At 33.3% G+C, this 20,917-nt stretch carries 19 protein-coding genes; 7 read left to right on the forward strand and 12 right to left on the reverse strand.

Features of this window, described 5'->3' with window-relative positions:
* Nucleotides 1-5: 5 nt before the first annotated feature.
* Both DG435_RS23915 and DG435_RS23920 read right to left on the reverse strand, forming a co-directional pair.
* Nucleotides 6-1,223: a GTP-binding protein gene (locus DG435_RS23915; protein ID WP_106790779.1), complete on the reverse strand. Its 1,218-nt coding sequence runs from the start codon at nt 1,221-1,223 to the stop codon at nt 6-8.
* A 157-nt stretch (nt 1,224-1,380) separates the two neighbouring features.
* Nucleotides 1,381-1,695 (reverse strand): hypothetical protein, encoded by a 315-nt coding sequence (locus tag DG435_RS23920; RefSeq protein ID WP_106790780.1) that lies wholly within the window; start codon nt 1,693-1,695, stop codon nt 1,381-1,383.
* Between the two features lie 571 nt (nt 1,696-2,266).
* Here DG435_RS23920 and DG435_RS23925 point away from each other — a divergent pair.
* Nucleotides 2,267-2,761, forward strand: a complete 495-nt coding sequence (locus DG435_RS23925) for a hypothetical protein (protein WP_106790781.1) — start codon at nt 2,267-2,269, stop codon at nt 2,759-2,761.
* Nucleotides 2,762-2,907: 146 nt separating this feature from the next.
* Here DG435_RS23925 and DG435_RS23930 read toward each other — a convergent pair whose 3' ends face one another.
* The 10 genes from DG435_RS23930 to DG435_RS23975 form a co-directional block, all read right to left on the reverse strand.
* Nucleotides 2,908-3,930, reverse strand: a complete 1,023-nt coding sequence (locus tag DG435_RS23930) for a hypothetical protein (protein ID WP_106790782.1) — start codon at nt 3,928-3,930, stop codon at nt 2,908-2,910.
* 58 nt (nt 3,931-3,988) lie between these two features.
* Nucleotides 3,989-4,516: a hypothetical protein gene (locus tag DG435_RS23935; protein WP_106790783.1), complete on the reverse strand. Its 528-nt coding sequence runs from the start codon at nt 4,514-4,516 to the stop codon at nt 3,989-3,991.
* Between the two features lie 70 nt (nt 4,517-4,586).
* The gene (locus DG435_RS23940; protein ID WP_106790784.1) at nt 4,587-5,639 is read right to left on the reverse strand and encodes an ArsO family NAD(P)H-dependent flavin-containing monooxygenase; all 1,053 of its coding nucleotides are present in this window, start codon (nt 5,637-5,639) and stop codon (nt 4,587-4,589) included.
* A 12-nt stretch (nt 5,640-5,651) separates the two neighbouring features.
* The gene (locus DG435_RS23945; protein ID WP_106790785.1) at nt 5,652-5,831 is read right to left on the reverse strand and encodes a hypothetical protein; all 180 of its coding nucleotides are present in this window, start codon (nt 5,829-5,831) and stop codon (nt 5,652-5,654) included.
* A 56-nt stretch (nt 5,832-5,887) separates the two neighbouring features.
* Nucleotides 5,888-6,427, reverse strand: a complete 540-nt coding sequence (locus DG435_RS23950; protein ID WP_106790786.1) for a sigma-70 family RNA polymerase sigma factor — start codon at nt 6,425-6,427, stop codon at nt 5,888-5,890.
* A complete protein-coding gene (locus DG435_RS23955; RefSeq protein ID WP_106790787.1) occupies nt 6,399-7,580 on the reverse strand; it encodes an MFS transporter in 1,182 nt (393 codons plus the stop codon). The genes DG435_RS23950 and DG435_RS23955 overlap by 29 nt, the downstream gene beginning before the upstream one ends.
* Nucleotides 7,571-7,756: a hypothetical protein gene (locus tag DG435_RS23960; protein ID WP_159025420.1), complete on the reverse strand. Its 186-nt coding sequence runs from the start codon at nt 7,754-7,756 to the stop codon at nt 7,571-7,573. The genes DG435_RS23955 and DG435_RS23960 overlap by 10 nt, the downstream gene beginning before the upstream one ends.
* Nucleotides 7,757-7,841: 85 nt before the next feature.
* Nucleotides 7,842-9,206, reverse strand: a complete 1,365-nt coding sequence (locus DG435_RS23965; protein ID WP_199852609.1) for an NAD(P)-binding domain-containing protein — start codon at nt 9,204-9,206, stop codon at nt 7,842-7,844.
* 141 nt (nt 9,207-9,347) lie between these two features.
* Entirely contained in the window at nt 9,348-10,055 is a 708-nt protein-coding gene (locus DG435_RS23970) for a LytTR family DNA-binding domain-containing protein (RefSeq protein WP_106790789.1), read from the reverse strand.
* Nucleotides 10,055-11,134: a sensor histidine kinase gene (locus tag DG435_RS23975; protein ID WP_106790790.1), complete on the reverse strand. Its 1,080-nt coding sequence runs from the start codon at nt 11,132-11,134 to the stop codon at nt 10,055-10,057. The genes DG435_RS23970 and DG435_RS23975 overlap by 1 nt, the downstream gene beginning before the upstream one ends.
* Nucleotides 11,135-11,274: 140 nt before the next feature.
* Here DG435_RS23975 and DG435_RS23980 point away from each other — a divergent pair, with 140 nt between their 5' ends.
* From DG435_RS23980 to DG435_RS24005, 6 genes are read left to right on the forward strand one after another with little or no spacing between them, the layout of a single operon-like run.
* Nucleotides 11,275-13,545, forward strand: a complete 2,271-nt coding sequence (locus tag DG435_RS23980) for a GH92 family glycosyl hydrolase (RefSeq protein ID WP_106790791.1) — start codon at nt 11,275-11,277, stop codon at nt 13,543-13,545.
* 10 nt (nt 13,546-13,555) lie between these two features.
* Nucleotides 13,556-15,379, forward strand: a complete 1,824-nt coding sequence (locus DG435_RS23985; protein WP_106790792.1) for a sodium:solute symporter family protein — start codon at nt 13,556-13,558, stop codon at nt 15,377-15,379.
* A gap of 39 nt (nt 15,380-15,418) precedes the next feature.
* Nucleotides 15,419-16,387 carry a glycoside hydrolase family 130 protein gene (locus DG435_RS23990; protein ID WP_106790793.1) on the forward strand — a complete coding sequence of 323 codons (969 nt, stop codon included), beginning with the start codon at nt 15,419-15,421 and terminating at the stop codon, nt 16,385-16,387.
* Between the two features lie 11 nt (nt 16,388-16,398).
* Nucleotides 16,399-17,502 carry a carbohydrate-binding family 9-like protein gene (locus DG435_RS23995; RefSeq protein ID WP_106790794.1) on the forward strand — a complete coding sequence of 368 codons (1,104 nt, stop codon included), beginning with the start codon at nt 16,399-16,401 and terminating at the stop codon, nt 17,500-17,502.
* Between the two features lies 1 nt (nt 17,503).
* Nucleotides 17,504-18,607, forward strand: coding sequence for a putative glycoside hydrolase (locus DG435_RS24000; RefSeq protein ID WP_106790883.1), 1,104 nt, complete (start codon nt 17,504-17,506; stop codon nt 18,605-18,607).
* Between the two features lie 57 nt (nt 18,608-18,664).
* On the forward strand, nt 18,665-20,917 hold the full coding sequence (locus DG435_RS24005) for a GH92 family glycosyl hydrolase (RefSeq protein WP_106790795.1): 2,253 nt from the start codon (nt 18,665-18,667) through the stop codon (nt 20,915-20,917).

Here is a 20,917-nt window from a genome sequence, read left to right on the forward strand (position 1 = left end):
ATTATTTATACGTTTGAATCTTGATAGCTTGGGATGGGCCAATTGTCGATATTAGAGAATTCTCCTGTTTTCCAGCCTAGTATCTCCTCATCGGTAAGCAAGCATTTTTCAAGTTGCTGGGTTATCGTGGTAACATCGAGATGCTGCCCAATAAAGACCAGTTCTATCTTTCGATCTCCGAAAGGGATTATCCAATCTGACTCTATTGATTTTTGGTTATCCAGAAAGGAAGGGTAGTTGATTCGTTCTGCAAATGACATAGACGCCCACCATACTCCAGCAGGGTCAATTTTTGTAGAACCTCCTGCTGTACTCCAGATTAAGGCTTGATTACTGCGAGATGCCAACCAAAACAGACCTTTACTTCGAATAATGTTTGAAGGGAAATGGTTAGAAACATAGTCAAGGAACCGTTCTGGATGAAACGGTTTTTTATTACGGAATACGAAGGAACCAATACCATATTCTTCGGTTTCAGGTGTGTGTTCATTTTCAAGTTCTCGTATCCAACCTGCAGAATTTTCAGCTTCTTCAAAGTTAAACAACCCTGTATTGATAATTTCCTGTAATGCTATTTGTGAATTTTTGGTAGAAAATATTCTGGCTCCTGGATTTAATTTATGGAGAATATCATACACATTTTTTGATTCTTGTTCGGTAATCAGATCTACTTTATTGAGTAAAATCACGTTTGCAAATTCTATTTGATCGGTAAGTAAATTTACAATCGTACGGTCATCGTTTTCAATATTAGTAAGTTGTCTATCCGATAGATATTGGGCACTGGAAAAATCTTTCAAAAAATTATATGCATCTACTACAGTAACCATAGTATCGACATAACTGAAGCGACTTAGGTCGATACTACCGTCTTCACTGGCAAAACTAAAGGTCTGAGCCACAGGAATAGGTTCTGAAATACCTGTACTCTCAATAATTAGATAGTCAAACCTGTTTTCCTTAGCTAATTTTTCGACTTCAATCATCAGGTCTTCTCGAAGGGTGCAGCAAATACAGCCATTGCTCATTTCTACGAGGCGTTCCTCTGTTCGAGAAAGGGTGTTTTCATTTTGTACGAGCTGGCTATCTATATTGACCTCACTCATATCATTGACAATCACGGCAACTTTTAACCCTTCTTTATTATGTAGAATATGGTTAAGCAATGTAGTCTTGCCTGCACCGAGGAAACCACTCAATACAGTAACTGGTAATTTTCTCATGATTAAAAAAAATTAAATATTAAAAATGTTTGGAGAAAATTTTCTGGCTAACAGGAAAGGGTATTTGATCTTTTGTATAAACTATGATATGGTTTATAAAACCATATAGTTATAAGTATCAACATGCAAAAAGAAAATTTTCAAAAATAAAACGCAACTACCCTAAATATTTGGGTGGAGGTTTATTGTAGATGCTTTTAGGTAGTGTAATACAGTATTGCGATGTTTCGTAACAAAAATTGGTTTTGTACTCTTGGAAATCTATCGCAGGTTTTTGTTCTACTTCTACAAATGTATTATCTGTAAAAGGAGTGAGTTTATATGATACTGCGATAATTTCACACAACTCACAATGTATTTGATCATCGTCATCAGAAAAATGAGAAATAGCATGTACATTAACAATTCTAAGAAATAGAAAAGCGGATAGAAAAAAAAGAGTAATTATATTTTTCCAAATGTTCATTCTCATTTGCCAAATATAGTAATTAATTGGATTCTTAAATCTTAAGATATTTATAAGGAATAAACTTTGGCAAAAATTTTGGATTCATAATCATGTTCCTTCACAGAAATGTGAGGCTTTTTTTGTTGGCAACATTTTAATTAGGACTCGACAGGACGAGAAGTTTATCCTGAACAAGGAACGAGTCGAAGGGAGTCCTGTTTCCAGTACTAGAAATGACAAGGGTTTTAAGAAATTGAAGTCCTTTTTCACATTTGCCTCATATAGTCAATAACATTTGATTCAATCCTTGAAGTACTATTTGGATTATATAGGAGCTGACCGAATTGATTTCTTAAATGAACAGACTCCCAAATCTTTCCATCTTGAATCACACCCACACGAAAATTAGAAAACATCTAAATCAAAATAAGGAAAAACACCCATAAAACAAGGGTTTTTACATATAAATTAGAGAAAGTCATGTGCTACTTTTGAATTGTAATATTACAACTCAAAAGTAGTGGAGATCTGAATCACTAAAAAAACGGGGCGTTACCGAAAAGCCAAAAGAGTAGGAATAATTAAATATAATAAAATGGACACTTTAACAGCAGAAAAGAATAAATTTCATCCTTCTAATGCAGCTATAAAGGAAGCAACTCGAAATGCGTTCAACAAGATTGATTTTGTAGATAAAGATGGCGCAGAAAACTTTTTGACTAAATTAGAGGGGTCGGTACCAGCACCACTTGGAGCAAAGGCTTCATTAATTTTTGCAGGTATTTACGGTAACGTTACCGTTGAGCCTACGTCAGGAGGTTATGAAAACTGGAAGTTTGACGAATCATTTTGGGGTGCTGGAGCAGTAGGAGGGTCTTCTATTGGTTTTATGTACACAGCGTATGATAATTGGAATGCTTTCTTTAAAAATGTAACTTCATTCCACGTTCAAAGTTTTGCTTCCGGCGGCGGTATTTTACAAGTAAACTTTTTTATTAGCAATGGGACACCAGTTGGCCAATTTAATGGAGCAATGGCTGGAGCAGGTGCAGTTGAAGGAGGTGCTTCTGGAAAATGGAAAAAAGTATAAAACAATAGACAAACTGGAGGAATTATTTCCTCCAGTCTGTTTTGCTACTTAACATATATTCTCTAAAAAAACAGATGGAAATCATGCTTTTTTTGGATAAAAATGAAGTACTTACACTTATTTGTTTACGAATGTTTCTTATGATGTCAAGGTTTTTGTATAACCCCGACAACAATACGTTCAACAATACGTTTTGCCGTAGTTAATGTAGACAAATCAGAATTAACATTTCCGTCTTGCCCAGAATGATGTCCATGACCAATGAGTTCCATTAAATAGTATTTCTTGTCATCATTCATATCAATAAATGTTTCAAAAATAATAGATGGTTGTCCTAATTGGCCTGTTCCGTTATGAAAAGTTCCATCCTCAGGGAAGTCATATTCAGAGTAGTATTCATTATCATCAAAAGCGACATTGATTTCAATTTTTAGTTTGAACTTTGATAAGTTTTTAACAGAAGATAATAGTTTAAAGTTATCAAGAATAGTAGCTCCTGTTATGGCATCGGGTAAAGGATTGTTGCTTGGTGGAACATATAAACCATCGGGATACTGTACATCGCGTTTGTACGACCAAACTGGTAAGGCATTTACGCGTCTATAATCTCCAGAAGCATCTTTATTTTCATCAAAATTTTTGAAATTATCTTTACTACGCCCTCCAAAAAACAAGCCTTTTGCAGTTGCTTTTGATACAAATAATGTTTCAATATAATTACTATTCTCATCTTCTAACCATACCGCCATTTGTGGATGCCAATAATGTTCTGAACGCAATAAATCGATTGTTAATTGAATATCATTAGCCATATTCATTTCTACAATTTGGTAGCTAGTAAGATTCAATTCTTTTTTAGAGATTGCCTTTTGTGTAGCACCAAAATCCATCAATTCTGTAAAGGGTGTTACTTGGTAAGACGCTCCTATAAAAAACAAAAAACTGATGAATAATATTAATACGATGGGTTTTCCTTTGGTATATATTTTTATGGAACGAAAATTATTTTTTAAATGAAATACTATCCCTAAAGAAAATAACAATCCGAATATAGTGTGCAACGTAGCTACTACTCTTGAATATTCTTTAAAATACGATAGAACTCCTGTACTTAATAAGACAATAAAACTTATTGCTATGGATAGACTTATGATTTTTCTATAATTCATTTGAAATCGAGTGTCAAAAGAATCCTCGTCAGATACGTCGAGGACTCTCTTAATTGGACTATAGTAGTTTTTTAAGTACTTCTATTCTATTATCTAAATATGTAATTTGTTTTGCCTTATTTTCAGGAAGTGTAAAAACTAAAGGCATAAATTGAGTTTTGTTAGCAAAATCTTTCTCTATAATGTTAAGTTCTCTGGCAATAATTTTTAAACTCTCGTCATCTGATTTACCTACAATTTGGTGAATGTCATATGAGCGTGTCTCAAACACTGGTTTTTTAGATTGTTCCATTTCAGACTTAAGCGCAATAAGATTATTCCTTAAATTAGAAATAATTTTTGCTTCTCCAAACTTAGTTTTTGCTCCACGACAACTTGAGGGTGAGCAGCCAGATGTAGTTTTAGCTGTATCTGATGCTGCTATACAAGAAGCAGATTTTTTATCGTCTTTGTGATTCTTTGTACAGGTAGCTTTATCATGTTTTTTACTACCGCAACACGAAGATTGAGCTATTACATTTGTACTAAATAATGTAAAGAAGCTTAGTAGAGCTGTTAATACCGTAGATTTTAAATTTAATTTCATTGTTATCATTTTAAAATTAACATTTGTTCTTAATTACTGAGACGAAGCAATTTTAAAATGATGCAAAAATTTACTTTTTATGTATAACTGCCGATATTTCTTTAACGGTTTGTCTTGCTGTTTTACCTACACCATAAATGGTGGCTGATGCAAAACCGGTCCAACTACCATAACCAACCAGCCAAAGCATAGGTTCCTTTGTCGAACGTGTGTATTGGGTTTTAATACGATTGTTTTCGATGATATTAAGGGATTGTAAATGATCTAAATTTGCTTTAAAACCGGTGCACCAAATCACAGTATCAAATTCTTCTTTGGTTCCGTTTTCCCAAATAACTCCTTTTTCATAAAAGGAAGCGAAAGGACGTTTGGCATGCAATACATCTCTGGTTCGGGCTTCTTTTACGCTTTCTACCATAACAATATTTGACAAAGAAATATTAACGCTTTTGTCTTTTTCTTGCTTGGGTTTTCCTAAAAATTGTTGAGTAGCGGCGTTAAATAGATAACGCCCGTCTATATCATCCGGTAAAAAATGAGGTTCTTCTAATGTTACCCATTGTGTTTGTGCTATTTTTGAAACTTCAGCTAAAATTTGTGCGCCAGAATTTCCTCCACCAATGATCAATACTTTTTTACCAACAAGGTCTTCAGAGTTTTTATAGTGTAAAGAGTGCAGTTGTTTTCCTTGAAACAATTCCTGATTTGGGTATTGTGGAATAAAAGGTTGTTGTGCTGTACCTGTCGCACTGACCATGGTTGTACTATGAAAAATTCCTTGATTAGTTTCGACTATGAAAAGATCATCGTTTTTAATTACCGAAATTACTTTTGTATTTCGCAAAATCGGAAACTCATAACGTTTCTCATAAGCATCCAGATAATAGATGAACTCTTTTTTGGTTGGATACTCATGTTTACTTTTTGGCATAGCCCAACCAGACAATGAGCTATATTCTGTTGGCGAAAATAATTTGAGGTTATCCCAGGTTTGTAACCAAGAACCTCCGGATTTATCTTTGTCATCCAGAATTAGATAGTCTAATTTTTGTCGACGTAAAAAATAAGCTACCGAAAGCCCTGCTTGCCCACCGCCAATTACAAGAGTATCATACACTTTCATCTATAGCTGTTTTTATTTGGTAGAATATACCACTAACTTATTTATCCATTCTTCCCCTTTGGTATATGTAGCAATGGTTGCAAAAGTGGAAAACGCATCGCCATGATTTAGGTACATAGATGCTAACATGCCGGGGTTACTCTTAGTAAAGTGATGTTCATAATTACCGTATAGTGTATCAAATAAATTCATATAATTGATTTACCTCTATAGACGCAGTACATGAGAAATGATGCAAATGGTTAGTATTAACAAGATGATTTTTTATTACATCCGGTTTTTGAGTCGAAATCCAAAATACTTCCTTTTCCGCCTTGTAAAATAGTACAACAACCTTCAAACAATTCTTTAAGTTTTTTTCTTCCACGTTGAATTTTAGAGCGTACCGTAACATAGTTCATATTAAGCTGTTCGGCGATCTCTTTTTGCGGTATTTCTTTTATCTCGGATAAGATCATTAATTCTCGATACTCTTCTGGTAATTGATTGACAAAAGAATGTACACATTTACCAAGCGCTATCCCAGCATCATTATCGGTGTCATAATCGAAGAAGGTATCTTCTTCAATAGTATTTGTTTGTAATTGTTTTTTACGATAATAATCGGTGATCGTATTTTTGGCTATGGTATATACCCAACTTTTAAGATTTTCGACACCATTACTATTTGATTTGGATAATTTCAAAAATACATCTTGGGTTAAATCTTCGGCGTCTTCCTGATTGCGAACACGCTTTTTAACGTAGCCTAATAATGGATTATATAGTTGAAGGACTTGACTTTGCATTTTTTATAGAGAAATTGATGAATAAAATTGTTCCTGTTATACACAAAGATAAATATAGGTTTTGTATTCCAATAAACTCAATGGCGTAGATTCCGATAAATGCACCAACGGCAGCACCTATATCCCACCATGTGCTTACACTAGAAATTGCCTGTAAGGAATTATCTTTATTTTGTTGGTTATTTATAGCAATAAGAGGCGAAAAAGTAACCACAATTGTATTAAATAAAAAAGCTAGAATAATGCCCAAAATAGTATTATCGAATGCAATCAATGCCATTGCTAATAGACAAATACTAATTGAAATTGAAAATAAGAATAATGGTCGAAAACGTATGGCGAGAACTCCTCCAATTATAGAAAACAACAAAGCAAACAATCGTTTTAATAACAAATAAAACGCCACATAAACAAGTAATTCACTTGAATTGACCATGTTTCCAGATAATAAATGTGATAGAGATACTACCAAAATACCATCTATTGAAACAGATACTATAAATACCAACAAGTTGATGTCATTTGGATAAAAAGTGAGGCTTGTTTTTACTACTTCGTTTTTTGCTTCGGGTTCAATTTTTGGTAATGAATACGCTAAAAGTATACCTAACAAACTGATTAAAGCTATGCTAAATAGCCCATTTTGAATACCAAATTCACCTATGACTATTGGGCCAAACCATAGTACAAATAATGCTCCTAATGATTTGATGCTTTGCGATAATCCGAACGCTAAACCAGATTTTTCTTTAGCTTGTGAAGCATAGCTTAACGTAGATATTTTTAATCCAGAATAACTTAGTCCCCAAAAAATTCTTGCCATTAAAAAAGAAATTAAACCTAATTTCAATCCATATATAAAAGTGGTTAGTGTGGCAAGCGTTGCAGTGATGATTAGCATTTTTCGAATTCCGATTTGGTGTACCCAATTTGCAATAGATGTGTTTGCAATAATTCTTACGAAACGGTTTACCGATAACAACACACCAATAAAAAATACTGAAAACCCTAATTCTTTACCATAAATGGGAAGTACGGGATATAAAACGGCATCACCTAACCCTGCAAAAGCCATGACCCCACTAGCACGCAAAGCCCCTCGAAATGAGGAGCTTTGTTCTTTGCGAATAGGCGGGCTTTTGGTTAGCAACATCCTGTTTTTTCAATATTTATTTCTTTACTCTCATTTTTATCACAACATGATGATCCATCGGTAGGTTGCTCACAACAAGAGTTTTGTGCAGATTGTACTTGTACCGATGTAGATTCACAGCATCCGCTAGCTTGTTGTACTGTTTCTACTTGATTGTTTGTATTTCTCGTTTTCATAATTATAAATTTTAATATTTCTATTTTGTTATGTATTGTTTTCATTCTTTAAGACGGAAAACTTTTATAATGATGCACATTTTTTTTAATTGCATCCTGATGTTCCGCAATTCGAACTTGTAGATTCTATTCCTTCCAAAGCTGATTCTGCAGAACAGCAATTACCAGTAGTACCCTCTTTTTCATTGGTTGCAAAATCGGTACTACATACTCCAGTTTCTGGTAAATTAAGTTCTACTCGTTCTGCAGCTTCTTTATCACCTGCCAAATAAGAGATAACCGATCGTACTTGTTCATAACCCGTTGTCATTAAAAAAGTAGGTGCTCTACCATAACTTTTAGACCCTACGATGTAAAAATCTTTTTCTGGATGGCGGAGCTCTTTTTCTCCGTGTGGTCTCACTGTTCCACAACTATGAATATTTGGATCAATTAATTCTGCAAGATCAAAAACTGATTCTAGTGAGGCATCTAAGTCTGTTCGTACCTCACGAATCATTTCTAAATTAGGTCGTGAACCTGTATTACTTATTATTTCGTCTATTTGGTTAATGGTTTCTATTTCGCCATTTAGATCACCGATAATTTGTATACCATTTTCTTTTTTGGTTAGTTTTAAGATGTGAAAAGGAGTATAGACGTTTAGTTTTCCGCTATTGACCAATTGTTCAATACGAACACCAAGAGCACCTCTCGCTTCTAGCGCATCCTCTTGTTTGCCGCCATACACTTTTTTCATAGTATCTTTTCTCAATACCCAGTTGAGTTGTGTTTGTGGATAATCTTTTTGAATATCTGCTAAATCTAATAAAGCATTAATAGCAGAATGCCCTCCTCCTACAACAACTATATTTTTGTTTTTGTACTGTTCTAAATGATCTTTCTTGACATTAGGAATTCCATAAAAAATATGCTCATTTAGTTCTTGTTCTCCTTCGGCAAATACACCACCAGAACCAATTGGATTGGGTTGATTCCAGGTTCCTGTAGCGTCAATAACCGCTTTTGCTTCATAATAATTAGTAGTGCCATTTTTTTCTACTTTAATCGAGAATGGTTTGTCTTCTCTCCCCGAGGTTTTCATTTTATCCAGACCTTTTCTTCCAATAGAAAGTACTTTACTGTTCAAATGAATGTGTGATTTAATCTGAGGTAAATTTGCTAATGGACGAAAATATTGCTCTACCAACTCTTGTCCTGTTGGTAATTCATTTTCATCAGGAGCTATCCAATCGGTTTGTTGTAATAATTCTTTCGCAGCTCGATCTATGTTATATTTCCAGGGAGAAAACACACGAACATGACTCCAGGAGAGCATATTTTGTCCAACAGAGCTTCCTGCTTCAAATACAATGAAAGGAAGATTATGTGTTAATAAATGTGCAGCTGCAGCTAACCCTACTGGGCCAGCACCTATTATTGCTATGGGTAAATTATTGTTTTGCATCATTTTAGAATTTGTATTCACCTCTTAAGACGACAACTTTAAAAAATGATGCAGAGTACTATAAATAAAATTTTAAGTAATTAAGGTTAGGGCATAAAAAATGACCGTGTTTTACCATTTTATATATGAGATTTAATCGAGTCATTACATTTTAAAAATAACACTTCTTACCTCATTTAAATAACTTCTTCCAATTGGATATCGATTATTTGCAATCTCTATACTATTACCTTCAATAGATTCTATTTTATCAATTGATATGGTATAAGATCTGTGAATTCTAATAAACTTATCAGAGGGTAAATCATCTGTGAAATTGCTTAAAGTTTGATGCACAATATAGTTACTTGATAACGTATTTACTTTAATATAATCACCAAGGCTTTCGATAGATAATATTTCATCCAGATATATTTTTTGTATCTTTTTTTTATCGATTTTCAAAAAGATATAAGCTCTTTTAGAAGGAGTTGTAACATTATCTTTTTCTTGATAACCTTTTATTTTGAAAGCTTTGTTTATGCCCATAATGAACCTATGAAAAGAGATTGGTTTTACCAAATAGTCTACTACCTCCAATTCATAACTTTCTACTGCAAATTCTTCATGGGCAGTAGTGATTATAGTGAGTGGTTTTTGATGTATACTTTTTAATAGATTTAACCCATCTAAAAGAGGCATATTAATGTCTAAAAAAAGAAGATCTATCTCATTATTTCTTAAATAATCAATACTCTCGGTTGCGTCGTTGAATGAGGCTAAAAAAATCAATCCTTTTGTTTGATCAACATAGTTTTTTATAACATTAATAGCCAATGGTTCATCATCTATTATAACACATTTTAAATCCATTATACTTTAATTTTTAATTCAACAATATATTGATTGTTATTTTCACTAATGATTAGATTATATTCATCAGGTTTATAACCTAACTCAAGCCTCTTTTTTACGTTTCCTATTCCAATACCCCCAGAAAAGGAATCAATTTTGTTTTTATTATTTTTTGCAGGAATTGGATTAGTAATTTTAAAATACAGAAAGCCCTCTATTATGTTAAAAGAGATATTAATTTCGATTTCTCCAACATTTTTATTAGCACCGTGCTTAAATGCATTTTCTACAAATGATAAAAGTAGCATAGGTGCAATTTTTTTACCTTCGATTTCCCCAGAAACAGTCACATTTATTTTTAGAGAATCTCCGTACCTGATTCTTTCTAAATCTAAATAGTTTTGAAGACATATAATTTCTTTACTAAGACATTGTCTTTTTTGATTAGTCTCATGCAATAAATACCGCATTAATTCAGATAACTTTAATATAGTTTTTGGAGTTTTGTCTGATTTTTCTACAGAAAGAGAGTATATGTTATTTAAAGTATTAAAAAAGAAATGAGGAGACATTTGAGCCCTAAGAAAGCGTAATTCTGTTTCTAATTGTAATTTTTCTATCTCAATTAATTTTTTATGTTCTCTAAGCTTATCCAAGGTTACTTTAATAGCAGAAACAAAAGACACAACATAAAGCTCCCCCAGCATCATTTCTATAGTATAATTTAAGGTCAATTCATTGGTTACTTCAGGACCTTCTGGCCAAACATTATGGTTAACAAGAAAATAAGTAAAATAAAATTTTGCCAGGACCATTGTGAAAAGAGATGTGAGTAATAAGAATATGTATATCAAATACTTACGTTTGTCTACGAATTTTGGCATTAAGTAATATATGTTGAAATAACTTAAAGACATATGTATAATAAACCCTAGAATAGTGGTTTTTAAAGAATAGGCATAATCGTTAAAGTAACTACCCCATTTAAAGGTGGTAAATAGAAAATATACGAGCCAGAATATAACATGATGTTTTGCCGTTATAGTATAATTATTCCCAGATGTTATATTAAGTACGTTTTTTATTTTTTGCAGCATATTTCCCCAAATTTTATGACGTTTAACTAAGTTGCTTTGTTATTGATCTAAAATTATTCTTTTAACCATAAGTTTTGTAAATATTTATGTCATTACTTGCTCTTCCTGTAGAACAATGATAAAAAAATAAATGTAAATAGATGAAAATACTTCGCAATATTAAATTAGTAGTAATAGCAATATTGATTACTTTTTCGTGTAAGAAAGAACATGATAATGAGGGTAGTATAAAAGCAGAAAGTAGTACTGTAATTGAGTTTGTAAACCCTTTTATTGGTACAGGGGGGCATGGTCATACTTATCCAGGAGCAACAGTACCATTTGGTATGGTACAGGTAAGCCCGGATAATGGTATTTCAGAATGGGATTGGTGCTCTGGGTACCACTATTCAGATTCTTTAACTATAGGTTTTAGTCATTTACACCTTAGTGGTACAGGGATTGGAGATCTTAATGATATTAGATTGATGCCAATTAATAAAAAAGTAGATTTATCTACTTCTTTCAATACAAGAGACGAAATACCTTTTAAGTCTAAATATTCTCACGATAAAGAAAAAGCTGTACCTGGATATTATAATGTGTTTTTAGAAGATTTTAATATTAATGCAGAATTAACTTCTACCGTTAGAACAGCTTTTCATAGATACGAATATAAAGAGGGAGACACACAATCTGTAGTATTAGATTTAGGGTATGCTATTAATTGGGATAAAACTTTAGAATCACAAATACATATTGAAGATAAATTTACAGTTTCAGGATATAGAAATAGTACTGGATGGGCAAAAAATCAAAAAGTATTTTTTGTGATGAAATTCTCTAAAGCCATCAATAACTATGATTTGTATACCGATACCAAAAAAACTGAAAATGTTAATTCTATTAAAGGTGTAAAGTCATCGGCGCAGTTGTTTTTTAACGAGGGAAATAAAAATCAATTACAGGTAAAAGTAGGAGTTTCTTCGGTCAGTGTTGAAAATGCAAAAAACAATATTTCTGAATATAAAAATAAATTTGAATTTGATAAAACCGTAGAAAAAGCCAATGCATCTTGGCAAAATGTACTATCTAAAATAGAAGTAGATACTAAAAACGATTCGTTAAAAACCATTTTTTATACCGCATTATACCATGCTCAAGTAGCACCGGTAACGTATAGTGATAAGGATGGAGCGTTTAGAAAAGAAAATGATAGTATTGTTTTTACAAAGAATTATACTGCATACTCTACACTTTCTCTTTGGGATACCTTTAGAGCAGAGCACCCATTACTAATATTCTTAGAGCCAAATAAAGTTTCTGATATCGTAAATTCTATGTTAGCATATTATGAAAATAATAAGATATTACCTGTATGGACTTTATATGCTAATGAAACCAATACTATGACCGGGTATCACTCTGTTTCTGTGATTGCCGAAGCATATCTAAAAGGCATCAAAGGCTTTGATATCGAAAAAGCATATGAAGCGATGAAAACCACTATGATGCAAGATGAAAGGGGGTTGGAGTATTATAAAAAATACGGTTACATCCCGTATAATTTGCTAGACGAATCTGTTACTATTACATTAGAATATGCCTATAATGACTGGTGCGTTGCACAAGTTGCTAAAACTCTAGGGAAAGAAGAGGATTATGAGTATTTTCTAAAACGATCCAAAGCATTTGTACATCTCTTTGATGCAAAGACTGGATTTATGAGAGGAAAATCCGAGGATGGCAAAAAATGGCACGAGCCATTTGATCCCAAATTTTCTGCTCATAGAGTGCATGCCGATTATACAGAAGGAAATGCGTGGCAACATAGTTGGTTTGTGCCTCATGATGTTGAGAGATTGATACAATTATTTGGAGATCAAACTACCTTTGTAGCAAAGCTCGAACAACTATTTACTGAAGATTCTGAAATTACCGGAGATAATATTTCTGCAGATATTACAGGTCTTATAGGACAATATGCACATGGTAATGAACCTAGTCATCATATTGCCTATATGTTTAATAAAGCTAATGCCCCCTGGAAAACTCAATATTGGGTAAGTCAAATATTAAAAACTCAATATAATACAACACCTAATGGATTAAGTGGTAATGAGGATTGTGGGCAAATGTCGGCTTGGTATGTCTTTAGTTCTTTAGGAATTTATCCAATGAACCCTGCATCAGGAGAATACCAAATTGGAAGTCCGATTTTTGAGAAAGCTACTTTAAAATTATCAGATGATCTTAGTTTTAGTATAGAAGCCAAGAACGTTTCAGATAAAAATATATACATCCAATCTGCAACCTTAAACGGAAAAGAATTTAATCGATCATATATTACACATCAGGAAATAACAGAAGGAGGAACATTGCATTTCGTAATGGGAGCATCTCCTAACAAAAACTGGGGTGTACAGAAATAACCAACTCTAAATGAACCTAGCTACCGTAGATATTGTAATAATTCTATGTTATATTATTATTACTCTTCTTTTTGGATTTTATGTTGCTAAGAAAGCATCAAAAGATATGAAATCGTATTTCCTGGGCGGAAATGAAATCCCCTGGTATTATCTCGGGCTGTCAAATGCTTCAGGGATGTTTGATGTTTCTGGTACCATGTGGACCGTTACTATTCTTTTTGTTTATGGTATGAAAAGTGCCTGGCTTCCATGGTTATGGCCCGTATGGAATCAGGTTTTTATTATGATTTTTATGGCTGCGTGGTTACGAAGGTCAAATGTGATGACAGGAGCACAGTGGATAACCTATAGATTTGGATCTGCTATGGGTGCTAAATTATCTCATATCATAGTAACAATATTTGCTGTTATTAGCACTTTAGGTTTTATAGCCTACTTTTTTGAAGGAATTGGTAAATTTGCAATTGTATTTTTTCCTTGGGACTTATCTATAGACCTTGGATTTCTTGTAATAGCTTCAGAGCAATCTTATGCTTTGGTAATTATTGGCATAACTACTCTATACACTTTAAAAGGAGGAATGTATAGTGTAGTAGGAACAGAAGTCATTCAGTTTATAATTATGACCATTTCATGTTTGGTTATTGGATATATTGCTTTTACCACTGTTACAGCAGAACAAATTGCCATCGCCACGCCAGAAAACTGGAATAATTTATTTTTTGATATGAAATTGGATTTGGATTGGACCGGATATATCGATAGTGTAAACGAAAAGATAGAGAAAGATGGGTTTTCTTTGTTTGGTTTCCTATTTATGATGATGATCTTTAAAGGCATTTTTGCCAGCCTTGCAGGCCCTGTTCCCAGCTATGATATGCAACGTGTTTTGTCTACTAAAAATGAAGCCGAGGCCTCCAAAATGAGTGCTTTTACAATTATTGTTCTTTTCGTCCCCAGGTATTTAATGATCACAGGTTTTGCTGTACTCGGTTTGGTATATTTAGGACCAGAATTACAACAAGCAGGTATAGATGTAGATTTTGAAACTATATTACCAGTGGCCATTCATCGCTTTGTTCCAATAGGTTTTAAAGGGTTATTGCTGGCAGGTTTATTAGCCGCTTTTATGGGAACGTTTGCAGCATTTATAAACGCTGCGCCAGCATATATAGTTAATGACATTTACAAGAAATATATCAACCCAAAAGCATCAAATAAAACATATATTAAGTATAGTTATTTATCATCTATTCTCATCGTATTAGTAGGGGTGATTGGTGGTTTTTTTGCATCATCTATTAATGAATTAACTATATGGTTAACCTCAGCTTTGTATGGAGGATATGCAGCAGCAAATGTTTTAAAGTGGGTATGGTGGAGATTTAATTCTTATGGGTATTTTGGAGGAATGCTGGCAGGACTTATTGCAGCAACAATAGTACCTGGAATTTTTCCGGATACAACCGCCATTTACTTATTTCCAGGTATCCTATTGATGTCTTTTATTGGATGCTTTTTAGGAGTAATATTAGGAAAACGAGATGATATAGAGGTGTTAAAAAACTTTTATAGAACCACTAAGCCCTGGGGATGGTGGAAACCAGTTATTGATGCAATACAAAAAGAAGATCCTGATTTTTTACCTAATAAAAACTTCTGGAGAGATATGTTTAATTGCGGTATTGGGATTATTTGGCAAATGACCTTTGTTCTGGTGCCTATGTATTTAATTATAAAAGAATATTATAGCTTGGCTTTTGCGATAGTATTAATGATTATTACATCGGTAATATTAAAGAGAACATGGTATGATAAACTTAAGACAAAATAATATTTTTTGAAAAGTAGTAATATGTATACTAGAAATACGATGAAAAAAGAAATACCATGGCAGGATAAACCTGAAGGATGCACTGATGCTATTTGGAGGTATTCTGCAAATCCCATAATCTCTAGAGACGCTATACCCACTTCTAATAGTATATTTAATAGTGCTGTTGTGCCATATAATGATGGTTATGCAGGAGTGTTTAGATGTGACAATAAAGCTGTGCAGATGAATATTTTTGCAGGATTTAGTCATAACGGGATTGATTGGAAAATTAATGAAGAGCCTATTATCATGGAAGCAGGAAATACAGAAATGATAGATTCTGATTACAAGTATGATCCTCGAGTTACTTTTATTGAAGACAGATATTGGATTACATGGTGTAATGGGTATTATGGCCCCACTATTGGAATTGCTTATACTTTTAACTTCAAAGAATTTTTTCAATGTGAAAATGCATTTTTACCCTTCAATAGAAATGGAGTATTATTTCCAGAAAAGATCAATGGTAAATATGCAATGTTAAGCCGCCCAAGTGATAATGGGCATACCGCTTTTGGTGATATATTTATTAGTTATAGTCCGGATATGAAATATTGGGGAGAACATAGAAACGTAATGCAGGCAACCCCTTTTGAAGACAGTGCCTGGCAATGCACTAAGATAGGAGCAGGTTCTGTGCCTTTCCTTACAGGTGAAGGGTGGTTGATGTTTTATCATGGGGTAATAAATACATGTAATGGATTCAGATATGCTATGGGAGCTGCTATTTTGGACAAGAGTAGCCCGGATAAGGTAAAGTACAGGACAAAACCATACCTTTTAACACCTTCTGTGACTTATGAACAAATAGGAGATGTTCCTAATGTGATATTTCCTTGTGCAACTCTACAAGATATCAAGCAAGATAAAGTAGCTATTTATTATGGAGCAGCAGATACCGTGGTTGCATTGGCTTTTGGAAGGATAAGTGAAATTATTAAGTTTACTAAAGAAAATTCATTATAAAGTAGGTTAAAATGAAATTGAAACTTTTTCAAAATAGAATCAATAAAATACTTTGTATCATAGTATTAATTTTGAGTAAAGCAACTATTGTTTATGGGCAAAGTGTTGAAAATGAGATATCCCCAAAATCTTATATCGCGCATTATACCAAAGAATCGATAGATATAGATGGATCTGCCTTAGAATCTTCCTGGGGTAAAGCAAAATCCACAGAGTTTTTTATAGATATTGAAGGAAGCAAAATCCCAAAATATAAAACTACTGTAAAAATGCTTTGGGATGATGAGTATTTCTACTTTTTGGCAGAAATGAAAGAACCTCATGTATGGGGTAACCTTAAACAAAGAGACACTATTATTTTTTACAATAATGATTTCGAAATTTTTATCGATCCCGATAATGACACTCATAATTATTATGAATTTGAAGTTAATGCATTAAATACACTGTGGGATTTGTTTATTACAAAACCATATAGAGAAGGAACCCCAGTATTAAACGATTGGGATGCTAATGGATTTAAATCTTCAGTCAAAGTAAACGGAACCATAAATAACCCAAATGATACCGATAAAGGATGGGTACTAGAAATAGCTATTCCGTTTAAAGTGTTTAGAACCTCATATTATCACAAAAATATTCCAAAAGATAAGTTTTGGAGAGTTAATTTTTCCAGAGTGAATTGGGATTTTGAACTTCAGAATAATAAATACTCCAGAAAGCGAGATGATAATGGAAAATTTAAACCAGAATACAATTGGGTTTGGTCTCCTATCGGTGTAATTAATATGCACCAACCCGAAGATTGGGGATATGTATATTTTTCCTCAAAAGAAGTAGGAGAAAATGATGATTTTAGAATTCCTGAAGATGAAAAAGTAAAACGATTGTTGTATCAATTATATAGAAAACAAAAGGAATATTTTAAAAAGAATACCCGCTGGGCAAAAACTTTTAAAGAACTAGAAGCCAATGATCTGTTGGTTGATGGAAATAAAGTTGTTAAAACCATAGAAAATCATCAAACAGGTTGGAATATAACAGTTGTAAGCCCAGATACAAAACACCTGTTTATTATTAAAGAAGATGGTAAAATTATCCAAAAAGAAGATTGATATGAAGATGCTCAAAATTATACTCTTATGTACTGTATTTATTAGTGTTAGCTGTAAAACTGAAAAAGAGGAAGAAATCGTAAAAGAAGTTGTAGAAGAAGTAAAGACAACATCATTTAAATACTGGACCTGGATTACTGCGAACCCCTCAAAATCAAATGATGAATATAGAGAAGAGTTCAAAAAATATAAAGAAAATGGCATAGACGCAGTATTGATAAATACTTTGGCTAACCCCGAAGTTTTAAAAAAAATAGCACCTTTAGCTACACAAGCTGGTTTAGAAGTTCATGCCTGGATGTTTACTATGAATCGGCCTGGGGATGAAGTAGCCTTAAAACATCCAGAGTGGTATGCCGTGAGTAGAGAAGGTAAATCGTGTCACGATACCCGGCCATATGTAGATTATTATCAGTGGTTATGTCCTACCAGAGAAGAATCCAGAGCACATATTTTGGGATTAGTAGAAGAACTGGCAAAGGTTGAAGGTATAACCAGTGTACATCTCGATTATATTCGATATCCAGATATCTATTTGCCTATAGGGTTATTACCAAAATATAACTTAGTACAAGATGAAGAGCTGCCAGAATTTGATTTTTGTTATTGTGATGTATGTATAAAAACTTTTGAAGAAGAACATCATAAAAACCCAAAAGAAGCTAAAAATGTTGCGATAGATATAGAGTGGAAACAATTTAGATTAAACCAGATAAAAAGAGTGGTCGATGAGGCTTATGAAATTGCTCATAAATATGATAAAAAGTTAACCGCAGCTGTGTTTCCATATCCCGAAATGGCAGATCATATGGTTAGACAACGATGGGATAAATGGGATGTAGATGAAGTATTACCTATGATTTATCACAACTTTTATAACGAAGAGGTAGATTGGATTGGTTTTGCTACCAAACAAGGAGTTAATGATCTGCAAGGAAAGCAAACTAAATTGCATACAGGAATATATCTTCCTCCTATGAGTGCAGATGATGTATCAAAAGCTATACAATTAGCAAAAGATAATGGAGCGTCAGGGATTTCATTTTTTGATGGAAATGCGATAACAGAAGAGCAATTAGAGGCAATTAGAAAATCAAAAAAGTAATCCGATATACGAACTTAATAGGTTATCAAAATCTGTGAGGTCTTATTCATACCAAAAATGAAAAAAATATTCTATTCACATATTATTCTTTTACTATTGTTTTGGTCTTGCAATCAAGAGAAGGTTTCAGTAAACCTACCCGAACAATCATTAACTTCTTATGTGAATACATTTATAGGAACAGATGGTCCCGGCAATACATACCCGGGAGCAACACTCCCATTTGGGATGGTACAGTTGAGTCCGGATATAGGAATTCCCGGATGGGATAGAATTGCAGGATACTACTATAAAGACTCTATCATTAGCGGTTTTTCTCATACACATCTTACCGGGACCGGAGCTGGAGATTTATATGATATTTTGGTAATGCCCACAAATAGCAGGTTTTCAAAAAAAATAAAAGAAAACAACTATAAACCATTCTCTACATACAGTCATGATAAAGAATTTGCTACACCAGGATATTATACTGTAGATTTATTAGATTATGGGATTAAAGCAGAACTTACAGCAACCAATAGAGTAGGTATACATAGATATACCTTTCCTAAAGATACTGCAACAGCAATACATGTGGATCTGGGATATGCTATAAACTGGGATAAACCTACTGATACTTACATTGAAAAAGTAGATGACAAAACGATTCAGGGATATCGGATGTCTACTGGATGGGCAAAAGATCAACGAGTCTATTTTGTAATGCAGTTTTCAAAGCCTTTTACGACATATCAAGTGTTTAAAAATGAAGAACTAACTACACTTCCCGTTCAAGGAACAAATACAAAAATTATACTGCATTATAACACAGAAGAAAATGAACAGGTTATCATTAAAACCGGGTTGTCTACAGCTAGTATTAAGGGAGCTCAAGAATCACTAAATACAGAAGCTCCTGACTTCGATTTTGATCACTATATTAGAAAAGCGCAAGCCATTTGGGAACGTGAATTACAAAAGATTCACATTACGACTACAGATAAGGATAAGAAGAGTATTTTTTATACAATGATGTATCAATCTATGTTGGCCCCAACATTATTAAGTGATCCTGACGGAAATTATAAAGGAGCAAACGATTCTATTGTAAATGTCAAAGGATTTAATCGTTATGATACATTTTCGTTATGGGATACCTTTAGAGCAGCACACCCTTTATATACAATAATTCAGCAAGAAAGAGTTCCTGATATGATCCAATCCATACTGGCGCATTATAAGGAGACAGGAGTGTTACCAGTATGGTCCATGCAAGGGAATGAAACCAATATGATGATAGGATATCATGCCGTTCCGGTTATTGTTGATGCATATTTCAAAGGTTTTCAATTTGATGCCAAATTAGCTTATAAAGCATGCAAAGAAAGTGCTATGGTAGATGATAGGCAAATAGATATTTATAAGAATTTAGGGTATATCCCAGTAGGAGAACATCATGAAAATTGGTCTGTTTCTAAAACGCTGGAGTATGCCTATGATGACTGGTGTATAGCCATGTTTGCAAAAGATTTAGGGAAAGAAGAGGAGTATGCATATTTTATGAAACGTTCTGAGAATTGGAAAAGTTTATACAATGATAAAAATAACTGGATTCAACCCAGAGATACTTTAGGAAAATTTATAGCACCCTTTAGTCCAAAAGAATATACACCTTTTTATTGTGAAAGTAACGCCTGGCAATACTATTGGTTTGTACCGCAAGATATACATGGGTTGATTAAAAAAACAGGAGGAAAAGAACGATTTACACAAAAGTTAGATTCTATGTTTTCTTATGATCCCAAACCAGGAGATAAACTACCCATTTTTAGTACAGGAATGATAGGGCAATATGCACATGGTAATGAACCAAGTCACCATGTAGCGTATCTATACAATTACGTAAATCAACCTTCAAAAACTCAAGAATTAACCCATAAGATTTTAGAAGGGCAGTACAAAAATGAACCCAATGGACATTGCGGGAACGAAGATTGTGGACAGATGTCATCCTGGTACATATTTAGTTCCCTTGGGCTTTATCCTGTAAACCCTGCACAAGGAGTGTATCATATTACAGCACCGATATTTAAACAAACCAAAATACAGCTTCCAGAAGGGAAAACATTTTTAATTACGGCTAAAAACCTATCTAAAGAGAATAGATATATAAAGAACATAAGATTAAATGGAGAGCTACTTGATCGTATGTATATAACACATAAAGAAATTGTAAATGGAGGATTTCTCGAATTTGAAATGAGTAATTCTCCAAATGATGAAGCCTTTAAAAACTCATCCTTACCAGAAGTAAATAAAATATATTGA

This window comes from Aquimarina sp. Aq78 (assembly GCF_900299525.1).
Classification (GTDB): Bacteria; Bacteroidota; Bacteroidia; order Flavobacteriales; family Flavobacteriaceae; genus Aquimarina.